Below are 22,276 nucleotides of genomic sequence, written 5' to 3'. Positions count from 1 at the left end.
ATTCCGGGATCCTTCCTTGCAAAGCGTTTCCTTCCATGCCGCACGTGATGCAGACCTCCCCAGGTAAGAACGTGAACTGTCGATGCACAAGCGCCACATCTACCCTAGACGCTGTACCATCAGACTTCGCCATCCAGTGCCGGCTCGTCTGGCGTCCTAGGCCTCCTCTATGTGGTTTCTGTTCGTCGCCTCGCACCTCTTGTCTACGGCTTCCTCCAGACCCCGCCTCGCAGCGACGCCCTTGCCCTCGACTCGTGGTTGTCCTGCTCGCTCTTCGCGTCCAGGCCGGTACTCCCACAGGGGACTTTCACCCCATAAGCTCACGCCCATGCTGGGCGCACACTCCCCTTGTGCCGCCAACACCCCCAGGGCGATCGGCAGATCGAAGCGCCCGGATTCCTTGGGCAAATCCGCTGGCGCCAAATTGACCGTGACGCGTTTGTTGTGCGGAAAACTCAACCCGCTTTGCAACAGCGCGGCTCGCACCCGTTCACGCGCCTCTTTGACTTCGGTGTCCGCCAGCCCCACCAAAGTGAAGCTGGGCAAGCCATTGGCCAAGTGAACCTCGACCTGCACGGCGGGTGCGTGAAGTCCGTCCAACGCCCGTGCGTGGATCAGCGCTAATGACATACCTGTGCCCCTCCCGTGTCTGCGGCAGGCATTCTGGGCGGGCTCATCTGGGGCGTGAATCCTGTACAGGCAGGACACATCAGCACGTTTTTGGTGCAAAAGCCAGCACCAGCACCATGACTGTGCTTGAACCCCAAATCCATGCATGACAGGCACTGCTTTGGGGGATCGGTGTACAGCACGCGCTCACACAGTGTCGTGGCACGAAAGCTGCAATCCATGGCCGTACACCTCCCACAGACCACCGGATGCGCCGCATCCCCGACTGGAGAATTCGACCATGAAGATGGTGACCGCCATCGTCAAGCCGTTCAAGCTTGATGAAGTGCGTGAAGCCTTGAGCGCCATTGGCGTCCAAGGCATCACGGTGACCGAAGTGAAGGGCTTCGGCCGTCAAAAAGGCCACACCGAGCTGTACCGTGGTGCAGAGTACGTTGTGGATTTTCTGCCCAAGGTCAAGATCGAAGCCGCCATCGACGATGCGCTGGTCGAGCGTATGATCGAGGCCATCGAGGGCTCGGCCCGCACCGGCAAGATCGGTGACGGCAAGATCTTCGTCTGCCCGATCGAACAAGTGGTTCGCATCCGCACCGGTGAGACCGGCAAGGACGCCCTCTGACCCCCTCCCTTTGCCGATGCCCGTTATGAAAAAACTACTTGTCTCCCTGGCCCTGAGCTTCGCCGCTCTGGGCTTCGCGGGAACCTCCTTCGCAGAGGAACCTGCCTCGGCTCCGGTGGCAGCGTCTGCCACGACCGATGCCGCCAGTGTCGCCAAAGCCTCTGAGGCGGCGCCTGCCGCTGCGGAAGCAGCGTCCGAAACCGCTTCTGATGCCGCTCCAGCCGCAGCGCCCAAATTTGACAAGGGCGACACCGGCTGGATGATGCTGTCCACCCTGCTGGTCATCCTGATGACGGTGCCGGGTCTGGCGCTGTTCTACGGTGGTTTGGTGCGCAGCAAGAACATGCTGTCCGTGCTGATGCAAGTGATGGTGACGTTCTCGATGATCGTCGTGCTGTGGGCGCTCTACGGCTACAGCTTGGCCTTCACGGAAGGCAACGCCTTCATCGGTGGCTTTGATCGCCTGTTCATGAAGGGCGTCTGGGACAACGTTGCCGGCAGCTTCGCCCCGGCGGCGACCTTCAGCAAGGGGGTCTACATCCCCGAAATCGTGTTCGCAGCCTTCCAGGCCACGTTCGCAGGCATCACTTGCGCGCTGATCGTGGGCGCTTTCGCAGAGCGTGCCAAGTTCTCGGCGGTGCTGGCTTTCATGGTGATTTGGTTCACCTTCAGCTATCTGCCCGTGGCACACATGGTCTGGTACTGGATGGGCCCGGACGCCTACACCGGCGCTGAAGTGGTCGATGCCATGAACGCCAAGGCCGGTTTCATCTGGCAAATGGGCGCCCTGGACTTCGCTGGCGGCACCGTGGTTCACATCAATGCCGCTGTGGCGGGTCTGGTGGGGGCTTACATGATCGGCAAGCGTGTCGGTTATGGCCGCGAAGCGATGGCTCCGCACAGCCTGACCCTGACCATGGTCGGTGCGTCGCTGCTGTGGGTGGGCTGGTTCGGTTTCAACGCTGGTTCGGCCCTGGAAGCCAACGGCTTTGCTGCCCTGGCCTTCATCAACACCTTCGTCGCTACCGCTGCCGCCGTGCTGGGCTGGAGCGTGGGTGAAGCCCTGCACAAGGGCAAAGCCTCCATGCTGGGTGCAGCTTCGGGCGCTGTGGCGGGTCTGGTGGCGATCACCCCGGCGGCTGGCAACGTGGGCATCGGCGGTGCGCTGATCATCGGTGCCATCGCGGGCTTCGCTGGCCTGTGGGGCGTGACCGGCCTGAAGAAAATGCTGGGCGCGGACGACTCGCTGGATGTGTTCGGCGTCCACGGTGTCTGCGGCATCCTGGGTGCGCTGCTGACGGGTGTGTTCAACTCGCCCAACCTCGGTGGCCCGAGCGCCGTCGGTGACTGGGTGACCGCCTCCATGATCGCCCCGGATGTGTACAGCATCGCCACCCAAGTCTGGACGCAGCTCAAGGCCGTGCTGATCACCGTGGTGTGGTCGACCGTGGTCTCGGTCATCGCCTACAAGTTGGTGGATCTGGTGATCGGCCTGCGCGTGCCGGAAGAAGAAGAACGCGAAGGTCTGGACATCACCTCGCACGGCGAAACTGCCTACAACAAGTGATCCGTCCCAGGGCGGTGCCCCCAGAAAGCACCGTCCTTTGCCCGATTTCGGAGCGAGTTTGGGGGCCGCCGCAAGGTGGCCCTTTTTTTATGGGCGAGGCGCCCCCATCTGCCAGAATCGTTCGCTCTCCGCTTGGATTCCGCAGGATCAGCCCGCCATGGTTCCTCACCTCGTCACTGCACTCACCGGCCCGATCAACGAGCTGGAACAACGCATCCTCGAATCCACACCAGCCATTGAACGCTGGTTCCGCTTGGAATGGATGGAGCACACCCCGGCGTTCTACGCTTCGGTGGACATCCGCAACGCCGGCTACAAACTCACCCCGGTTGACACCGACCTGTTCCCGACAGGCTTCAACCACCTCACGCCCGACATGCTGCCCCTGGCCGTGCAGGCGGCCATGGCTGCCATCGAGAAAATCTGCCCAGAAGCGCGCAATCTGCTGTTGATTCCGGAGCCGCGCCTGTTGCCGCAAGCGGCCTACCGGACAAGCGTGCAGCGCCTGATTCAAATCTTCACGCAGGCAGGCTTGAACGTGCGTCTGGGGGCGCTTGACCCAACGCTGTCGGCCCCCTTGCGCATCGACCTGCCCGAAGGGGAGCACCTGATGCTCGAACCCATGGTGCGCACCCCGCGCCGCTTGGGTTTGAAGCACTTTGACCCTTGCACCATCCTGCTCAACACCGACCTGTCCGCAGGCACGCCAGCCATCTTGCAAGGGTTGCATGAGCAGTACTTGCTGCCGCCCCTGCACGCAGGCTGGGGCGTGCGCCGCAAGAGCCAGCACTTCCAAGCCTACGAGGAAGTGGCCAAGAAGTTCGCCAAACTGCTGGGCATGGATCCGTGGCTCATCAACCCGCTGTTCACGCGCTGCGATGCCGTGGATACCAGCACGCGATCCGGCGTCGAAGCGCTGCAAACCCAGGCCGATGCCCTGCTGGCCAAAATTCGCCGCAAGCACAAGGAATATGGCATCGCGGAGAAACCGTTCGTGGTGATCAAGGCCGACGACGGCACCCACGGCGCCCGCGTGTTGACCGTGCGCGACGCCAAAGAGCTGGACGACTTGGCCTCCGACACCACTGCGCCCCCTCTGCCGCAGCGGCTCATCATCCAAGAAGGGGTGCCCACTTACGAGCGCGTTCACGACGCGGTGGCCGAACCCGTGGTGTACACCCTGGATCGCTACGTGGTCGGGGGGTTCTACCGCGTTCACGCCGAACGCGCCGTGGACGAGAACCTGAACGCACCTGGCGCTGGTTTTGTCCCGCTGGCGTTTGCCGAAAGCCACCATCTGCCCAAGCGCGACATGCGCCCGGGCGCCAGTGCCCCCAACCGGTTTTACATGTATGGCGTGATTGGCCGCCTAGCGATGTTGGCCGCAGCCTACGAATTGGAAGCCACCGACCCCTACGCCGAGGTGTACGACTGATTTCCCCACCGAAATCGGTTTGCGGCAGCGCACAATCGCCGTTTCACATTGTCGAAACGGTTGTCAGTTGAGCGCTCCCTCCACCTCCCACCCGTCCACTTCCGCCATGGCGGGTTTGACTTTGGCCGCGCTGGGCGTGGTCTACGGCGACATCGGCACCAGCCCGCTGTACGCTCTGAAGGAAGTGTTTCATGCCGGGCATGTTCCGGCCTCGGCTGACAACGTGCTGGGGGTGCTCAGCCTGATCTTTTGGACGATGACCATCATCGTCTCGATCAAATACGTGCTGCTCATTTTGCGAGCCGACAACAACGGCGAAGGTGGACTCATCGCCATGCTGGCCTTGGCCACCACGGCGGTGAAGGATCGGCCCGCGCTGCGGGACACGTTGATGGTGGTCGGCCTGTTTGGCACCGCCGTCTTTTATGGCGATGGGGTGATCACACCGGCGATTTCCGTGCTGTCCGCCGTCGAGGGGCTGGAGGTGGCGGCCCCGGCCCTGCACAACTTCGTCATCCCCATCACTTTGGTGGTTCTGACGGGGCTGTTTGCAGTGCAACGCTTTGGCACGGGTGGCATCGGCAAGCTGTTTGGCCCCATCACGCTGGTGTGGTTCGGTGTGCTGATCGCCCTGGGGTTGCCGCACATCGTGGGCAACCCCGCTGTGCTGGTGGCCCTCAATCCCTGGTATGCCGCCAACTTCATCCTGCAACAGCCGATGATCGCCTTCATCGCATTGGGTGCGGTGGTGCTGTGCGTCACGGGTGGAGAAGCGCTGTATGCCGACATGGGTCACTTTGGCCGTCGGCCCATCCGCCTGGCTTGGTACGGCTTGGTGATGCCCGCGCTGGTGATCAACTACTTCGGCCAAGGCGCCATGCTGCTCCAAGACCCCGAAGCCATCGACAACCCCTTTTTCTTGATGGCCCCGCAATGGTCACGCTTGCCGCTGGTGTTTCTCTCCACCGCCGCCACCGTGATCGCTTCGCAGGCCCTGATTTCGGCGGCGTTCTCCGTCACGAAGCAAGCCATCCAGCTCGGCATCTTGCCTCGCATGACCGTCAAACACACCTCAGAGCGTGACACGGGCCAGATCTACGTGCCCTTCGTCAACTGGAGCCTCTACGTTTTCATCGTGCTGGCGGTGGCGTTGTTCAAATCGTCCTCGAATTTGGCCTCGGCCTATGGCATCGCTGTGACGCTGGACATGACGATCACCACCGTGATGACGTTTTACGTCATCCGCTACGGTTGGCGTTATCCGCCGCTGCTGTGTGTGCTGGCCACCGGTTTTTTCTTCCTCATCGACATCACGTTCTTCTTTTCCAACCTGCTCAAGCTGGTCGCGGGGGGCTGGTTCCCTTTGGTGATTGGCGCGGGCATGTTCCTGTTGATGCACACCTGGAAGCGCGGTCGGGAGCTGATGCACGAACGGGTGCGCAGCGAAGCCATTGAACTGCAAGGCTTTTTAGATGCGGTGTTCATCCACCCACCGGTGCGGGTGCCGGGCACAGCAGTGTTTCTGGTGGCCGACCAAGGGCTGACCCCCAACGCGCTGATGCACAACCTCAAACACAACAAGGTGCTGCACGCACACAACCTGTTTGTCACGGTGCGTCACCACGAAGTGCCTTACATCCCTGAGGAGCAACGCCTGGTGCTTCAGGCGCTGGACAACGAGTGCTGGCAAATCAGCTTGCACTATGGCTTCAAGGACGACCCCGATTTGCCAGCAGCGTTGAGCCTGCTCGAAGCCCATGGCGTCTCTTTGGACGACATGGACACGAGTTATTTCCTCTCGCGTGAAACCGTCGCGCCCACGTTCGGCGGCGGCATGGCGCTGTGGCGCGAAAAACTGTTCGCCAGCATGCACCGCAACGCCACCGACATGGCCGACTTCCTGGCCCTGCCCTCCAACCGCGTGGTGGAGCTGGGGGCCAAGGTCGAGATCTGAGCTCAGGCAGACTTGGTGATGCGCTCCCGCACCATGTCGATGTGCTGGCGCAGGGCATACAGCTCCTCGGTGTAGGACAGCGGCACCTGAATGGACGCCGCCGTGCGCTCCAGCTCCTGCAAATTGGACAACAACGCCGACACATCGGCGTTGGGTTGTGCGCTGGCGGTTTCCACTTCCCGCAGACGGGCATACCAGCGGAAGATGCGCGAGCGCACTTGGAACACGTACAGCGGCGGCACCAGGCGCGACAGCGGGATCAGCACCACCATGATCGACAGCATCATGACCCACATGCGATCCACCAGGTTGCTCAACCAAAACGGCAGATAGCGCTGTAACCACGGACGGCCACTCTTGTAGTAACGCGCCGCCTCGTCGGACAACGGGAAGAACGAACGTTCGGAACGTGGGAACTCCCCCGCGTTGGCAAACCATCCCGAGCGGCCATGGACGCGGGCTGCGGCCTGCATCAGCAACTGGATCAAGGCAGGATGCACCCCTTCGCGGGCCACCAGCGTGGCGGTGGTCGCAATGAGGGGCACTTCCTGTGCCGGCAAGTCACGCCCCAAGTCAACGACACCACGCGGCAAGGTGACCGCACTCAAAAAAGGCAGCTTGCGGGTGAACGCCTGCGCTTGCTCAAACGCCATCAGGCGGATGCCGGGGGTTTGCAACAACATCTGAATCAGGGGGGCGTCCGGCGCTGACACGAACACCATGGCATCTTGGCGCCCCTCCAGCAACGAAACCACCCCCGGCGTGTTGGCCAAGTGGGACAAAGTCAAATCGTTCGGCCCCAAACCCACAGCCGCCAGCAGTTGCTGACTCAGCACCTGGGGGCCGCTGCCTTCCACACCCACGTTGACACGCCATCCTCTCAAAGCGTGCAAGCCAGGCAGCACCCCACACTGATCGGCCACCACTTTGCCGGGTGTCGGCACAGAAGCAGCGGCCAGTTGCAGTTTGACGCGGCGCGCACCCGGTTGCGTCCGTCCATCTTCTTTCGAAGCCCCGTCCTGACACCCGCCCAGCAACCGAATGGCACTGTCCTCCCGATAGAACACCCAAACCGGCTCCACAAACAGCCCGCCGAGTGACGTCAGCCCCCCCATGGCCCCTTCTTGGCTCTGAGGAAGGACGGCGTGCGCGACGCCCCCTTGTAGAAACGCCACATCCACGCGAGTTTCATCCCCCATCAATTGGTGAAGGTTTTGCGCTGTCCCGCCGGTCACTTTGACATCGACCTCCACCCCGTAGGCGCGCAGCATGTCCCGGTACTGCTGACCCAAGACGTGGTAAGCGCTCTGCTCGGTGGCCGTGGCCAGCACCAATTTTCGAGGGGGCATGGGATCGAGCCACCAGAAGGACAGCCCCAACGACAGCGCCACCACCACGACAAACCCACCCAGCGTCGGCAGCCAATCCATCAAGGCCGACACCCACAACCGCACACGGTTCATCACACACCCCCTGCTTTTGCAGCACGCTTTGGTTTTTCACAACGGGCCGACAGGCTAACGCCCGTCTGTGAAGCACTTGTGCCCATCACACTGGTTTCTGCGCGACCCGGGCTGCCAAATCGGCCCGCAGTCGCTTGAGCCGCTCTTTCGGATCTTCGGCCTGTGGCACTTGGTCGAGCTTCATTTCGGCGATGAAACGACTGGGCACCCCCGCAACGATTTCACGCCCCTTCTTGCGCCGGCGCAGCGTGCTCACCACCAACGACTTTTGAGCCCGGGTGATGCCCACGTACATCAAACGGCGTTCTTCTTCGAGGCGTTGCGGCGTCATGTCCTCGCCCTCGCTCTTGAAAGGCAGGATGCCTTCGTTCACCCCCGCCAGCACGACATGCGGCCACTCCAAACCTTTGGAAGCGTGCAAGGTGGTGAGGGTGACCACATCCTGCTCCTCCCCACGCTCGGCCAAGCTGAGGATGACACTGATGGTTTGCGCCACATCCAGCACGGTTTTTTGTTCGCTTTCGAAGGTGGCGCCGCCATCGGCTTCAATGTCGCCCCCGCAGCGTTTGGCCACCCATTCGACAAAGTCGAGCACGTTCGTCCAGCGTGCAGCGGCGAGTTTGCTGCTGTCCTCGCTGTCGTAGAGGTGCTGCTCGTAGCCGATGTCTTGGAGCCACGCCAGCAGCAAGGCCCGCGCCGCCTCGCTGCCCTGGGTGTGCCGGGCTTTGTATTCCAGCTCGTTGACGTAACGACCAAACTCATGCAGCCCACCGAGGGCTTTGGCACCCAAGCTGGCCGTCAAGCTCTCCGAGAACAGCGCTTCAAACAAACTCACCTTCCACCGCGCCGAAAACTCACCCAACTTGCCCAATGTGGTGTGACCGATGCCTCGCTTGGGCGTGGTCACGGCGCGCAAAAACGCGGGATCGTCGTCTTGGTTCACCAACAAGCGCAGCCAAGCGCACAGATCTTTGATTTCTGCCCGGTCGAAAAAACTCTGCCCCCCCGACACCTTGTAGGGCACCTGGGCCGCACGCAGTTTCTGCTCCAAGATCCGCGATTGAAAATTGGTGCGGTACAGCACCGCAAAATCGCTGAAGGCCAGTTTCGGGTCTTGCGCCCGCAAAGCTTGGATGCGCGCCACGGCCCGCTCGGCTTCATGTTCTTCGCTGTCGCACGCCATCACGCGCACGGGCTCGCCCTCGCCTTTGTCGCTCCACAGCTTTTTGGGGAACAGCTTGGGATTGGCCGCGATCACCTCGTTGGCTGCCCGCAAGATGGCGCAAGTCGAGCGGTAGTTCTGCTCCAACGGAATCACCTTGAGCTGCGGAAAATCTTCTGGCAACCGCCGCAGGTTTTCGATGGTGGCGCCGCGCCAACCGTAGATGCTTTGGTCATCGTCGCCCACCGCCGTGAACATGCCGCGCCGTTGTGCGTCGGGGTGATCCACCAAACACTTCAGCAACTCGTATTGCACGGCATTGGTGTCTTGGTACTCGTCCACCAAGATGTGGCCGAACTGGCGTTGCCACTTGGCGCGGGCTTCTTCATCGGTGCGCAACAGTTTCAAGGGCAGGCTGATGAGGTCGTCAAAGTCCACCGCCTGATAGGCCGTCAGGCGCTCTTCGTACAGCTTCATGACTTTGGCGGCCACCTGTTCCTCGTCATTGGCGGCTGCCGCCAAAGCCTGATCGCTGTTCAACCCTTGGTTTTTCCACAAGCTGATCGTCCACTGCCATTGGCGGGCCAGTTTGTTATCGGTGCAACTGCCAGCATCACGCAACACGCCTAACACATCATCCGCATCCAGGATAGAGAACTGCGGCTTCAGCCCTAAGCGCTCACCATCCTCACGCAGCATCCGCACACCCAGGCTGTGGAACGTGCTGATGGCCAAATCTTTGGCCATCTTGCCAACCAAATCTCGGGCGCGCTCACGCATTTCCAGCGCCGCTTTGTTGGTGAAGGTGATGGCGGCGATGCGCCGGGGCAGCATGCCCGTCAGTAAAAGCCGAGCAATCTTGTAAGTGATGACCCGTGTTTTCCCTGATCCGGCCCCTGCCAGCACCAGGGAAGGCCCTGAGAGGTAGTTGACCGCCTCCATCTGCGCGGGGTTGAGGGTAGCGGGGACAGAAACGGTCTGAGACATGGTGAACCTGGAGAGAAGGGCGACGATGATAGCGAAATGCCGCGAAAACCCCCGGCTTAGGCGTCATTTTCATGACACTTCTTCCAATTGCGATTTATCAATTACATCATTGCAACGTTATAGAACGGGTCAGCCAGCGGTCAGAGTCAATTTATACACAGGCCTGCAAGCAGCAGTTCGTCCCCGACTGCTGGCCGGTGTTCAACCTTCTCCGGAGGAGTGAGACAAATGACCGATCCTGTGGTCGCCCGGATTCAGAAGAATCCGAAATACCAACAACTCAAAGCCAAGCGCAGTTCGTTCGGCTGGATGCTGACGATCCTGATGCTGGTCGTTTATTACGGCTACATCGCCCTGATTGCTTTCAACAAGTCGTTTCTGGCACAACCGTTGGGCAGTGGTGTCACCACCATCGGCATCCCCATCGGCATGGGTGTGATCGTGTTCACTATCGTGATCACGGGCATCTACGTGCGTCGCGCCAACAGCGAGTACGACGAACTGACCAAGCAAATCCTGGCCGAGGAAGTCAACAAGTGAAGCGCACTACCCAATTTCTCGCACTGATCGGCGGCCTGATGGCCGCCGGCTCTGTGCTGGCAGCAGGCGCTGACCTGGGCCAGACCACCAAGCAGGCGACCAACTGGACCGCCATCATGATGTTCGCCATCTTCGTGGCGGGCACCCTCTGGATCACCAAATGGGCCGCTGCCAAGACCCGCTCGGCTGCTGACTTCTACACCGGCGGCGGCGGCATCACCGGCTTCCAGAACGGCCTGGCGATCGCGGGGGACTACATGTCCGCCGCCTCGTTCCTGGGCATCTCGGCAGCCGTGATGGCCTCGGGCTACGATGGCCTGATCTACTCGATCGGCTTCTTGGTCGGCTGGCCCATCATCACCTTCTTGATGGCAGAGCGCCTGCGTAACCTCGGCAAGTTCACCTTCGCCGACGTGGCCGGTTACCGCTTCAAGCAAACCCCGATCCGCGCCTTCGCTGCTTCCGGCACGCTGGTGGTGGTGGCCTTCTACCTGATCGCCCAGATGGTGGGTGCCGGCTCGCTGATCAAGCTGCTGTTCGGCCTGGACTACTGGATGGCCGTGGTGCTGGTGGGCGTGCTGATGATGGTCTACGTGCTCTTCGGTGGCATGACCGCGACCACCTGGGTGCAGATCATCAAGGCCTGCTTGCTGCTGTCGGGCGTGACGTTCATGGCCATCATGGTGATGGCGCAGTTCGGTTTCTCGCCGGAAGCGCTGTTCGCCAAGGGCGTTGAAGTGAAGACGGCCCTGGCTGCAACCGCCAAGACCGCCGCCATCGCGGCAGCGGCCAGTGCTGCTGCGGCTGCATCCACGCCAGAACTGGCTGCCAGCGCTGCCAAGATGGCCAGCGCTGCCGAAGCCATGAACCCGGAGAAGAACGGCCTGTCCATCATGGGCCCGGGCGGTTTCATCAAGGATCCGGTCTCTGCCATCAGCTTCGGCATGGCGCTGATGTTCGGTACTGCGGGTCTGCCGCACATCCTGATGCGCTTCTTCACGGTGCCTGATGCCAAGGAAGCCCGCAAGTCGGTGTTCTGGGCCACCACCTGGATCGGCTACTTCTACATCCTGATCTTCATCATCGGTTTCGGTGCCATGACCATGGTGCTGACCAATCCGGAGTTCTTGGATGCCAAGGGTGCCATCAAGGGCGGTGCCAACATGGCGGCTGTGCTGGTGGCCAAGGTGGTCGGCGGTGACGTGTTCTTCGGCTTCATCTCGGCTGTGGCCTTCGCCACCATCCTGGCGGTGGTTGCCGGTCTGACGCTGTCGGGCGCTTCGGCGGTGTCGCATGACCTGTACGCCACCGTCTTCAAGCAAGGCAAGGCTGACAGCGCTTCGGAACTGAAGGTCTCGCGCATCACCACCCTGGCCCTGGGCGCTCTGGCTGTGACGCTGGGCATTGCCTTCGAGAAGCAGAACATCGCCTTCATGGTGTCGCTGGCCTTCGCGATCGCTGCTTCGGCCAACTTCCCGGTGCTGTTCCTGTCGATGATGTGGAAGGGCTGCACGACCAAGGGTGCCGTGATCGGTGGCTTCTTGGGCTTGTTCAGCTCGGTGGCCCTGACCGTGGTGTCCCCGGCTGTGTGGGAAGCCACCCTGGGTTACCCGAAGGGCTCGGCCTGGTTCCAATACAGCTCGCCGGCTCTGTTCTCGATGACCATCGGCTTCGTGGGCGTGTGGCTGTTCTCCATCCTGGACAACAGCGACCAAGCCAAGAAGGAACGTGCCGACTTCGAAGCACAACAAGTGCGTTCGGAAACCGGTCTGGGTGCTGCGGGTGCTTCGGGTCACTGATCCCCACCTGACGTAACCTCCCCATGAAATCGCCCGGCCTTGCCGGGCGATTTTTTTTACTCAAATCGACAGCGGATCCACATCCACCGCCCACCGCACCACCTTGAACTGCGCACGCAGCGCATGCAACTGCGGTAACCACTGGGCCAACAACTGCTGGAGCCAGGGCCGCGCACTGGCTTCCACCAGCATCTGGCGCCGCTCAAAACCTGCCACCTTGGCGATGGCCGGTGGCACTGGGGCGTACAGCATCAACTCAGCCGCCGCATCGGGATGGGCGTCCAGCATGGCTTGTGCGACGTCACGCGCAGCCTGCAAAAAACCTTCGGCGGCCTCGGGCTCCCGGGCCTCGCACCGTAACAGCGCCAGATGGGCAAACGGCGGCAGCCCCGCCATCTCCCGTTCGGCCAATTGATGTGCCGCGAACGCCGCAAAGTCATGCCGTTTGAGGGCAGCAAACAGCGCGTGGGCGGGTGTCCAGGTTTGGATCCACATTTCCGCCTCTGAGGCCACCGCCGCATCACGCCCCGCCCGCCCCGCCGCTTGCATCAGACTGGCGAACAAGCGCTCGGGCGCCCGGAAGTCAGCGGCGTACAACGCGCTGTCCGGATTCACAGCCGCAACCAGGGTCACACGCCGAAAGTCGTGCCCCTTGGTGATCATTTGGGTGCCGACCAGAATGTCCACCTCCCCCGCATGCACCGCCGCGAGCTGCTGCTCCAGCGTGCCTTTGAGGCGGGTGGTGTCGGCATCGATGCGCGCCACGCGGGCCTCGGGCAACAACTCGGCCACCTGCTCTTCTAGGCGCTCGGTGCCTCGCCCGATGGGCTGGATGTCCAGGTTGCCGCAATCCGGGCAGGCAGCCGGTACGCGCTCGGTGAAGCCGCAGTGGTGGCAGCGCAACGTGCGGTCGAGCTTGTGAAACACCCGAAACGCACTGCAATGCGGACACCCGCTGCGCCAGCCGCACTGGCATTGCAACACCGGTGCAAAGCCCCGCCGGTTCAGGAACAGCAGGCTTTGCTCCCCACGCGCCATGCGTTCGCGGATGGCGTCCAGCAGCGGCTTGGCCAGCACAGGAGGCGGCTGGTTCGGTGCCCTCGGTGGGGCCAGGGTCATGTCGAGAATGCGCACACGGGGCAGTCGAGCCTGGCCAATGCGTTCGGCCATCGTCAACAGGCGATAGCGCCCGGTTTGCGCATGGTGCCAACTTTCCAGCGAGGGTGTGGCCGACCCCAGCACCACCGGCACTTTGTCCAGCCGTCCCCGGTAGACCGCCAGATCGCGGGCGGAGTAACGTGCGCCGTCCTGCTGTTTGTAACTCGGATCGTGCTCCTCATCGACCACGATCAGGCCCAACCGGGGCAGTGACCCAAACAGCGCCAAGCGCGTGCCCAGCACCAAATCGGCTGCCCCTTGGTGGGCCAAACACCAGTGTTTCAGACGCTGCGCCGGCGTCAGCCCGCTGTGCAGCGCGACGACACACCGCCCCGGAAAGCGCGCCATGAACCGCGCCTCCAACTGCGGCGTGAGGTTGATCTCGGGCACCAGCACCAGCACTTGGCGCCCCAGCGCCAACGCTTGCTGCGCCGCACGCAGATACACCTCGGTCTTGCCGCTCCCCGTGACACCGTGCAGCACGTAACACCCGGGTTCTGGTGCGTGCAGCGCAGCTTCCAGCGCCACCCCAGCGGCGTGCTGCTCGGGGGTCAACGCGGGCCCGAGCGCATCATCCACCCCAGCGTTTGCGGAGATGGGGGGCTTCTTGCACCATCGGGCCTGTTTTTTTTGGAGCGCGCCATCGTCGAGCTTGCGCAGCTCCGGCGGCAGCACCGCCAGGGCGACCTCGCCGAGAGAACGCTGGTAATACCGCGCCGTGAACGCCACCAATTGACGCCAACGCTCGGGCAGCGGCGACAGGTGCGCCAACACCTGCGTCACCGCCCGCAGCGTGACCCCCGGGGGCACCGGCGCATCGGAGGGCACTGGCGCCCACACCACCCCCAGCACCTCGCGCTGCCCCAGGGGAACGCGCACCAACTGCCCCGGCTGCAACGCCAGATCGGTGACGTAATCCAGCCAATCACCCAGGCCGACGTGCTGCGGCGCATCGACCGCGATGCGCCAACGCGCAGGCCGCTCCGCGCTCACTCAGGCCGGTTGACGCTGGCGCCGCGAATGCGCATGCACCGCCTCGACCAAGGCGCTTACATGCTCAGGCGGGGTGAACTGGCTGATGCCGTGACCCAAGTTGAAAATGTGCCCGTCCCACGTACCATCGGCGCGTTGCGGACGGCCAAAAGCTTCCAGCACCTTCACCCCTTCGGCAGCGACAACCTCCGGCGGCGCAAACAGCACATTTGGATCAAGGTTGCCTTGCAAAGCCACCCGGTCACCCACCAGGGCGCGGGCACGGCCCAGGCTCATCGTCCAATCGAGCCCCAACACGTCGGCCCCGACCTCGGCGATCTGCTCCAACCACAACCCACCGCCCTTGGTGAACACGATCACCGGGATGCGCTGCCCGTCCTTCTCGCGCTGCAACTGTTGCACCACGCGACGGGTGTAGGCCAACGAGAACTGCTGGAACGCGCCATCGGCCAGCACCCCACCCCAACTGTCAAACACCATCACCGCCTGGGCGCCGGCGTCGATCTGGGTGTTGAGGTAGGCGGCCACGGCATCGGCGTTCACCGTCAGGATGCGATGCATCAGATCGGGGCGGGCGTACATCAGGCTCTTGACCTTGCGGTAGTCATCCGACCCACCGCCTTCGACCATGTAACAGGCCAGCGTCCACGGGCTGCCCGAGAAGCCGATCAGCGGCACCCGGCCATTCAGCGCCTTGCGAATCGATGTCACGGCATCGAACACATAACGCAGCTTCTCCATGTCGGGCACGGCCAGCTCGGCCACAGCGGCCTCGTCGCGCACCACCTTGGCGAACTTCGGGCCTTCACCCTGCTGGAACGACAGGCCCAGCCCCATCGCATCCGGCACCGTGAGGATGTCCGAAAACAAAATCGCGGCATCCAGCGGGTAGCGCTCCAGCGGTTGCAACGTCACCTCGGTGGCGTAATCCACATTCGTGGCCAGACCCATGAAACTGCCAGCCCGGGCTCGTGTGGCGCAGTATTCCGGCAAGTAGCGCCCGGCTTGGCGCATCAGCCAAATCGGCGTGTGGTCGGTCGGCTGGCGCAGGCAGGCGCGCAAGAAGGTGTCGTTGGTGAGCGGTGCAAACATGGGGGACGATTATCGACGCCTCTGACGGCTGTCCACCCATCCCCATAGGGGTCATGTCAACATGTGCCGGATTCGGCACTCTCATCGAAAGGATGTTTCATGCGCTCTCTTCGCACTTCAGGGTTGTTGGGCTGGGTCTTGGCCAGCAGCTTGACACTGTCCGGCTGTGGCTACAACCAATTCCAACAACTGGACGAACAAAGCAAGGCCGCCTGGGCGGAGGTTCTCAACCAGTACCAGCGCCGTGCCGACCTGATCCCCAACGTGGTGGCCACGGTGCAAGGTGAAGCCGGGTTCGAACAAGAAACCTTGACCCGTGTGATCGAGGCCCGCGCCAAAGCCACCTCGATCCAGCTCACCCCGGAGGTGCTGAACGACCCGCAAGCCTTGCAACGCTTCCAAGCGGCGCAGGGGCAGTTGGGCAGTGCTTTGAGCCGCTTGATGGTGGTCAGTGAACGTTATCCCACACTCAAGGCCAACCAAGGTTTTCAGGATTTGCGCGTCCAGCTCGAAGGCACCGAAAACCGCATCACGGTGGCACGCAATCGTTACATCAAAACGGTGCAGGAGTACAACGTCCTGGCTCGAAGCTTCCCCACCAACTTGACGGCCATGGCATTCAGCTACGCCGTCAAACCCAGCTTCACCGTCGAAGACGAACGCGCCCTGGCAACCCCACCCAAGGTTGATTTTGGCAAACCCACCCCGGCTGCCTCACGGTAAGCTCAGAGCCTTCGCTGCCCACAGGCGTCTTGCATGATCGCTGCCCTCTTGCTGCTTTTTTCAGGGTACTGTCCCCCGCGTCAGCGCTGGTCGCGTGGCGGGGTCGTTGCCATCATGGCGTTGCTGTTGTGGGGCGGGGCACACGCCCAAACCGCCTCGGCGCCAGCAGACACCGAAGTTCAACCGATCCCCACACTCAGTGGCCGCGTGATCGACCAAACCGGCGATACGTTGAGCACTGAGCAGCAACAGGCCCTCAGCCGCCAGTTGGCGGAGGTCGAAGTGCAAACGGGCAGCCAGATGGTGATTCTGCTGGTGAAACGCACGGCGCCCGAGGACATCGCCGCCTATGCCTGGCGGGTGGCAGACGCTTGGAAGATTGGCCGCCGCGACGTGGGCGATGGCGTGCTGATCGTGGTGGCTCGTGATGATCGGCGTGTTCGCATCGAGGTGGCCAAAGCACTGGAAGGCGCCATTCCAGACCTGGCCGCTCGGCAGATCATCGATCAGGTGATTCGCCCCGCTTTCCGCTCCGGTCAGTACGCGCAAGGGCTGCAAGCCACGGTTGAGGCATTGCGCAAGCGCCTGCATGGGGAGGTGCCGCCTCCCGGAGCTCCCACAGCCCGGGATGACGGAGAGGCTATAGACGGGGTGTTTTTGCTTTTCGTGGTGGCCATGATGGCGGTCGCCGGCGGACAGGTGCTCTCCAGCATCATGGGGCGCACTGGCGCGAGCTGGGTGAGCGGCGCTGTCGCCCCCATGGCACTGCATCGTCTGGATGCCTCTTGGTGGGTGATGGTGTTGGGTGCCTTGGTGGCCTTTGCCGTGGTTCGCCTGCGGTTGGCCGACCGGGGCACGAGCTTACATGCCAACCCCAGCGGCAGTCGATCCAGCCCGATCGTCACTGGCGGATGGGGCGGCGGCTCCAGCAGCGACAGTGGCGGAAGTTTTGACAGTTTTTCTTCGGGCGGTGGCGGTGACTTCGGTGGCGGTGGCGCCTCCGGTGACTGGTGAGTGGGCATGCAGCAACGCTTTAGCAACTTTTTCCCGTCCCTCGTGGCCTGCTTGTCGGCATGGCGACGACGGTGTGCCCGCATCCTTCGGCACCGCCAGTTGGATCGACGCGACATCCCTCGGCTACTCGGATCGGGTGCCCTCCAACGGCTGCACCGCCACATCGCCGACAGTGAACGCCAGCATCAAGGCGAAATCCGCTTGTCCATCGAAGCAGGCTTGCCATGGCGCTACCTGCGCCACGATGTTCCAGCCCGCACACGTGCCATCACCCTGTTCGGCAAGTTGCGCGTCTGGGACACCGAGTACAACAACGGCGTGCTCATTTACCTGCTGCTGGCCGATCGAGCCATTGAAATCGTCGCCGATCGTGGCCTGAGTCAGCACATCCACCCCGAGCAGTGGCAGGACTTGACGCGGCGCATGTCCGAGCAGTTTCGCCAAGGCGCGTTTGAAGCTGGCTTGGATTTGGCACTCGACCAGGTCACCGCTTGGCTCAGTGAGTTTTTCCCGCCAGCGCATGGCGTGGCACCACGCAACGAGCTGCCCAATTCACCCGATCTGCGCTAAAAAACAAAACCCACCGCCGGCAATAAGCCGAGGGTGGGTCGGGTGGGAAACACAGGCTGGCGCGTCCGCCCGCCTGCGTCCCAATCAGCGGGACTTGCGCAGCTTCTGGATGGCGGCCAGTTGCGCAGCCATCATGGCGAACTCGCTCTGGGCCAGGGCCAGATCGATGTCGCTCTTGGCGTTGCCCAGGGCTTCTTCAGCCAGCTTCTTGGCTTCAGTGGCCTTGGCCTCGTCCAGATCGTGGCCGCGAATGGCGGTGTCGGCCAGAACGGTCACGCAGTGGGGCTGCACTTCCAGGATGCCACCGGCGACGAAGACGAACTCTTCCTCTCCGTTGTCAGCACGCTCGATGCGCACCGCGCCCGGCTTGATGCGGGTGATCAGCGGGGTGTGACGCGGCAGGATGCCCAGTTCACCCGCTTCGCCCGGCAGCGCGACGAATTTCGCCTCGCCCGAGAAGATCGACTCCTCGGCCGACACGACGTCAACGTGGATGGTTGCCATGCTCGATGTCTTTCAGGTTGGAAGGTTCAATGCAAAGCGGGGGCGGCCTGCACCCAAGGCACTGGCCGCCAACGGCTCATTACTGAAGCTTCTTGGCCTTTTCGAAGGCTTCGTCGATGGTGCCGACCATGTAGAAGGCCTGCTCGGGCAGGTGATCGCACTCGCCAGCCACGATCATCTTGAAACCACGGATGGTTTCCTTCAGCGGCACGTACTTGCCCGGCGAACCGGTGAACACTTCGGCAACGTGGAACGGCTGCGACAGGAAACGCTGGATCTTCCGGGCGCGAGCCACGGCCAGCTTGTCTTCCGGCGACAGTTCGTCCATGCCCAGAATCGCGATGATGTCGCGCAGTTCTTTGTAGCGTTGCAGCGTGGCTTGCACGGCACGGGTGGTGCCATAGTGCTCTTCGCCCACGACGTGCGGGTCGATCTGGCGGCTGGTCGAGTCCAGCGGATCCACGGCCGGGTAGATACCCAAGGCGGCGATGTCACGCGACAGCACCACGGTGGCGTCCAAGTGGGCGAAGGTGGTGGCAGGCGACGGGTCGGTCAAGTCATCCGCAGGGACGTACACGGCTTGGATCGAGGTGATCGAGCCGACCTTGGTCGAGGTAATACGCTCTTGCAGACGGCCCATTTCTTCGGCCAGCGTCGGCTGATAGCCCACGGCGGAAGGCATACGGCCCAGCAGAGCGGACACTTCGGTACCGGCCAGGGTGTAACGGTAGATGTTGTCCACGAAGAACAGCACGTCACGGCCTTCGTCACGGAACGATTCCGCGATGGTCAGGCCGGTCAGGGCCACGCGCAGACGGTTGCCCGGAGGCTCGTTCATCTGACCGTAGACCATGGCCACTTTCGACTCGGAGAGGTTCTCTTGAACCACCACGTTCGAATCGGACATTTCGTGATAGAAGTCGTTGCCCTCACGGGTACGCTCGCCCACACCAGCGAACACCGACAGACCCGAGTGGGCCTTGGCGATGTTGTTGATGAGTTCCATCATGTTCACGGTCTTGCCCACGCCGGCGCCACCGAACAGACCCACCTTACCGCCCTTGGCGAACGGGCAGATCAAGTCGATCACCTTGATGCCGGTTTCCAGCAGTTCTTGCGACGGGCTCAGCTCGTCGTAGGCCGGAGCCTTGCGGTGGATCGAGGCGGTCAGCTCTTGCGAGACCGGGCCGCGCTCGTCAATCGGGTTGCCCAGCACGTCCATGATGCGGCCCAGAGTGGCCTTGCCCACGGGCACGGTGATGGGGGCACCGGTGTTGGTCACCATCACGCCACGGCGCAGGCCGTCGGAGGAACCCAGCGCAATGGTACGGACGATGCCGTCACCCAGCTGCTGTTGCACTTCCAGGGTCAGGGCCGAGCCTTCCATCTTGAGGGCGTCGTACACCTTGGGCATCTGGTTGCGGGGGAACTCCACGTCCACCACGGCGCCGATGCACTGAACGATCTTGCCTTGGGCTTGAGTCATTTTCAGATCCTTCAATCTTGATTCGATTCGTTCGCGGCTGGGCCGCGGTCAACCACTGATGGCGGCCGCGCCGCTCACGATTTCGGAGAGTTCCTTCGTGATGGCAGCCTGGCGGGTCTTGTTGTAGATGAGCTTCAACTCACCGATCAGCGTGCCCGCGTTGTCGGTCGCAGCCTTCATGGCCACCATCCGAGCAGATTGCTCAGATGCCATGTTTTCGGCCACGCCCTGGTACACCAGCGCTTCGATGTAGCGGGTCAGCAGCTCGTCGATGACGGAAGCAGCATCCGGCTCATACAGGTAGTCCCAGCCGTAGGCCGTCTTCTCGGCAGCCGACTGTTCCAGCGCAGCCGCCGGCAGGGGCAGCAGTTGCTCAACCACGGGCTCTTGCTTCATGGTGTTGATGAACTTGGTGTAGCACAGGTACACCGCATCCACCTCACCAGCCACGAAAGCATCCAGCATCACCTTGACGGGGCCGATCAGCTTTTCCAGGTGCGGGGCATCGCCCAAACCGGTGGCTTGCGAGATCACCTTGACGCCAACGCGGTTCAGGAAACCCAGACCCTTGGAGCCGATGGCCACAGCCTCGACCTTGCCACCAGCCGTCTGCACATCGCGCATCTTGTTGGTGACGGCGCGCAGCACGTTGGTGTTCAAACCGCCGCACAGGCCCTTGTCGGTGGTGACCACGACGAAACCGGTGACGCCCGACTTGCCGTCAGCACGCATGTAAGCCGACTTGTACTCAGGGTTCGCCTGCGACAGGTTGGCCGTGATGTTGCGAATCTTGTCGCTGTACGGACGCGCATTGCGCATCCGCTCTTGCGCCTTGCGCATCTTCGACGCGGCAACCATTTCCATGGCCTTGGTGATCTTCTTGGTGTTTTCCACCGATTTGATCTTGCCGCGAATTTCCTTTCCGACCGCCATGACGTTTTCTCCTAGTCAGTGGAGCGATACCGGGACGGTCGCCCCGGCATCACTCGCCATGTGGCTCGGTTCAGGCGAAGGACTTCTTGAAAGCAGCGATGGCGCCGTTCAGTTCTTCTTCGGCAGCCTTGTCCATGGCCTTGTCGGCTTCCAGCTTGGTCAGCAGGGCAGCATGGCTGGCCTTCAGGAACTGGTGCAGCCCAGATTCGAACGCCAGCACTTGCTTGACTTCGACGCTGTCCATGTAGCCCTTGTTCACGGCGTACAGGGAAGCAGCCATCAGGCTGATCGACAGCGGGGCGTACTGGGCTTGCTTCAGCAACTCGGTCACGCGAGCACCGCGATCCAGTTGTTTCTTGGTCGAAGCGTCCAGGTCCGAAGCGAACTGTGCGAAAGCAGCCAGTTCGCGGTACTGGGCCAAGTCGGTACGGATACCGCCGGACAGGGACTTGATCAGCTTGGTCTGAGCGGCACCACCCACGCGAGACACCGAGATACCGGCGTTGATGGCGGGGCGCACACCTGCGTTGAACAGGCTGGTTTCCAGGAAGATCTGGCCGTCCGTGATCGAGATCACGTTGGTCGGCACGAAGGCGGACACGTCACCGGCTTGGGTTTCGATGATCGGCAGTGCGGTCAGCGAACCCGTCTTGCCCTTGACGGCGCCCTTGGTGAATTCTTCGACGTAGTCGGCGTTCACGCGAGCGGCACGCTCCAGCAGACGGCTGTGGAGATAGAACACATCGCCAGGGAAAGCTTCGCGGCCCGGCGGACGGCGCAGCAGCAGCGACACTTGACGATAGGCCACAGCTTGCTTGGACAGATCGTCATAAATGATCAGGGCGTCTTGGCCGCGATCGCGGAAGTATTCGCCCATCGTGCAGCCCGAGTAAGCCGACACGTACTGCATGGCAGCAGATTCAGAAGCCGAAGCAGCCACGACGATGGTGTATTCCATCGCGCCGGCTTGTTCCAGAGCGCGCACCACGTTCTTGATCGACGAAGCCTTTTGGCCGATCGCGACGTAGACGCAGGTCATGCTCTGACCCTTCTGGTTGATGATGGCGTCGATGGCCACGGCGGTCTTGCCGGTTTGGCGGTCACCGATGATCAGCTCACGCTGGCCACGGCCAACGGGCACCATCGAGTCGATACACTTCAGACCGGATTGCACCGGCTGATCCACCGACTTACGTGCGATCACGCCCGGAGCAACCTTTTCGATCACGTCCGTCATCTTGGCGTTGATCGGGCCCTTGCCGTCGATCGGCTGGCCCAGCGCGTTCACCACGCGGCCAATCAGCTCGGGGCCGACCGGCACTTCCAGAATGCGGCCCGTGCATTTGACGGTGTCGCCTTCGGAGATGTGTTCGTATTCGCCCAGAATCACGGCGCCGACAGAGTCACGCTCGAGGTTCAGGGCCAGGCCGAAGGAGGGTTGACCGTCCTTGCCAGCCGGGAATTCCAGCATTTCGCCCTGCATCGCGTCGGACAGGCCGTGGACGCGGACGATGCCGTCGGTCACCGAAACGACGGTGCCCTGGTTGCGGATGTCCGTCGAGGCGCCCAGGCCTTCGATACGGCTCTTGATCAGTTCCGAAATTTCTGCAGGATTCAGTTGCATTGCTTTCTCCGAAAGCGCGGCAG

The 22,276-nt window shown here is 62.3% G+C and carries 17 protein-coding genes and 1 pseudogene; 9 read left to right on the top strand and 9 right to left on the bottom strand.

Annotated features, from left to right (window positions below):
- Nucleotides 1–216: 216 nt before the first annotated feature.
- A pseudogene (locus VITFI_RS18165) lies at nt 217–630 on the bottom strand (magnesium chelatase domain-containing protein); the annotation flags it as partial.
- A gap of 280 nt (nt 631–910) precedes the next feature.
- Between VITFI_RS18165 and VITFI_RS05600 the strand changes: the two are divergent.
- The 4 genes from VITFI_RS05600 to VITFI_RS05585 all read left to right on the top strand — a co-directional run bounded on the left by VITFI_RS05600 (nt 911) and on the right by VITFI_RS05585 (nt 6,205).
- Nucleotides 911–1,249, top strand: coding sequence for a P-II family nitrogen regulator (locus VITFI_RS05600; protein WP_089416129.1), 339 nt, complete (start codon nt 911–913; stop codon nt 1,247–1,249).
- Between the two features lie 25 nt (nt 1,250–1,274).
- A complete protein-coding gene (locus tag VITFI_RS05595) occupies nt 1,275–2,816 on the top strand; it encodes an ammonium transporter (RefSeq protein ID WP_089416128.1) in 1,542 nt (513 codons plus the stop codon).
- Between the two features lie 157 nt (nt 2,817–2,973).
- Entirely contained in the window at nt 2,974–4,251 is a 1,278-nt protein-coding gene (gene gshA, locus VITFI_RS05590) for a glutamate--cysteine ligase (RefSeq protein ID WP_089416127.1), read from the top strand.
- A 67-nt stretch (nt 4,252–4,318) separates the two neighbouring features.
- Nucleotides 4,319–6,205, top strand: coding sequence for a potassium transporter Kup (locus VITFI_RS05585; protein ID WP_332461892.1), 1,887 nt, complete (start codon nt 4,319–4,321; stop codon nt 6,203–6,205).
- 2 nt (nt 6,206–6,207) lie between these two features.
- On the opposite strand, the gene VITFI_RS05580 is transcribed toward VITFI_RS05585, so the two are convergent.
- Both VITFI_RS05580 and VITFI_RS05575 read right to left on the bottom strand, forming a co-directional pair.
- The gene (locus tag VITFI_RS05580) at nt 6,208–7,668 is read right to left on the bottom strand and encodes a TAXI family TRAP transporter solute-binding subunit (RefSeq protein WP_089416125.1); all 1,461 of its coding nucleotides are present in this window, start codon (nt 7,666–7,668) and stop codon (nt 6,208–6,210) included.
- Nucleotides 7,669–7,753: 85 nt separating this feature from the next.
- Nucleotides 7,754–9,817, bottom strand: coding sequence for an ATP-dependent helicase (locus tag VITFI_RS05575; protein WP_198301637.1), 2,064 nt, complete (start codon nt 9,815–9,817; stop codon nt 7,754–7,756).
- Nucleotides 9,818–10,045: 228 nt separating this feature from the next.
- On the opposite strand from VITFI_RS05575, the gene VITFI_RS05570 reads away from it, so the two are divergent.
- Both VITFI_RS05570 and VITFI_RS05565 read left to right on the top strand, forming a co-directional pair.
- Nucleotides 10,046–10,357 carry a DUF485 domain-containing protein gene (locus tag VITFI_RS05570; RefSeq protein ID WP_089416123.1) on the top strand — a complete coding sequence of 104 codons (312 nt, stop codon included), beginning with the start codon at nt 10,046–10,048 and terminating at the stop codon, nt 10,355–10,357.
- Between the two features lie 38 nt (nt 10,358–10,395).
- Nucleotides 10,396–12,156 carry a cation acetate symporter gene (locus tag VITFI_RS05565; protein ID WP_089417983.1) on the top strand — a complete coding sequence of 587 codons (1,761 nt, stop codon included), beginning with the start codon at nt 10,396–10,398 and terminating at the stop codon, nt 12,154–12,156.
- 60 nt (nt 12,157–12,216) lie between these two features.
- On the opposite strand, the gene priA is transcribed toward VITFI_RS05565, so the two are convergent.
- Together priA and hemE are read right to left on the bottom strand one after the other, a co-directional pair.
- The gene (priA, locus tag VITFI_RS05560; RefSeq protein ID WP_089416122.1) at nt 12,217–14,307 is read right to left on the bottom strand and encodes a replication restart helicase PriA; all 2,091 of its coding nucleotides are present in this window, start codon (nt 14,305–14,307) and stop codon (nt 12,217–12,219) included.
- A complete protein-coding gene (gene hemE, locus VITFI_RS05555; protein ID WP_089416121.1) occupies nt 14,308–15,399 on the bottom strand; it encodes a uroporphyrinogen decarboxylase in 1,092 nt (363 codons plus the stop codon). It lies immediately after the preceding gene.
- Between the two features lie 99 nt (nt 15,400–15,498).
- Between hemE and VITFI_RS05550 the strand changes: the two genes are divergently transcribed.
- From VITFI_RS05550 to VITFI_RS05540, 3 genes are read left to right on the top strand one after another with little or no spacing between them, the layout of a single operon-like run.
- Nucleotides 15,499–16,122, top strand: coding sequence for a LemA family protein (locus VITFI_RS05550; RefSeq protein WP_089416120.1), 624 nt, complete (start codon nt 15,499–15,501; stop codon nt 16,120–16,122).
- 33 nt (nt 16,123–16,155) lie between these two features.
- The gene (locus VITFI_RS05545) at nt 16,156–17,136 is read left to right on the top strand and encodes a TPM domain-containing protein (RefSeq protein ID WP_089416119.1); all 981 of its coding nucleotides are present in this window, start codon (nt 16,156–16,158) and stop codon (nt 17,134–17,136) included.
- Between the two features lie 6 nt (nt 17,137–17,142).
- The gene (locus VITFI_RS05540) at nt 17,143–17,706 is read left to right on the top strand and encodes a TPM domain-containing protein (RefSeq protein WP_089416118.1); all 564 of its coding nucleotides are present in this window, start codon (nt 17,143–17,145) and stop codon (nt 17,704–17,706) included.
- 84 nt (nt 17,707–17,790) lie between these two features.
- Here VITFI_RS05540 and VITFI_RS05535 read toward each other — a convergent pair whose 3' ends face one another.
- The 4 genes from VITFI_RS05535 to atpA form a co-directional block, all read right to left on the bottom strand.
- Nucleotides 17,791–18,210, bottom strand: coding sequence for a F0F1 ATP synthase subunit epsilon (locus tag VITFI_RS05535; protein WP_089416117.1), 420 nt, complete (start codon nt 18,208–18,210; stop codon nt 17,791–17,793).
- A gap of 79 nt (nt 18,211–18,289) precedes the next feature.
- Nucleotides 18,290–19,696, bottom strand: a complete 1,407-nt coding sequence (atpD, locus tag VITFI_RS05530) for a F0F1 ATP synthase subunit beta (RefSeq protein WP_089416116.1) — start codon at nt 19,694–19,696, stop codon at nt 18,290–18,292.
- Nucleotides 19,697–19,744: 48 nt separating this feature from the next.
- Nucleotides 19,745–20,629, bottom strand: coding sequence for a F0F1 ATP synthase subunit gamma (atpG, locus tag VITFI_RS05525; RefSeq protein ID WP_089416115.1), 885 nt, complete (start codon nt 20,627–20,629; stop codon nt 19,745–19,747).
- A 70-nt stretch (nt 20,630–20,699) separates the two neighbouring features.
- Nucleotides 20,700–22,253 carry a F0F1 ATP synthase subunit alpha gene (gene atpA, locus VITFI_RS05520; RefSeq protein ID WP_089416114.1) on the bottom strand — a complete coding sequence of 518 codons (1,554 nt, stop codon included), beginning with the start codon at nt 22,251–22,253 and terminating at the stop codon, nt 20,700–20,702.
- Between the last annotated feature and the right edge of the window lie 23 nt (nt 22,254–22,276).

Source organism: Vitreoscilla filiformis (genome assembly GCF_002222655.1).
GTDB lineage: Bacteria > Pseudomonadota > Gammaproteobacteria > Burkholderiales > Burkholderiaceae_C > Ideonella > Ideonella filiformis.
The sequence above is the reverse complement of the archived record's forward strand: the minus strand, read 5'-3'. Positions and strand labels throughout refer to the sequence as shown.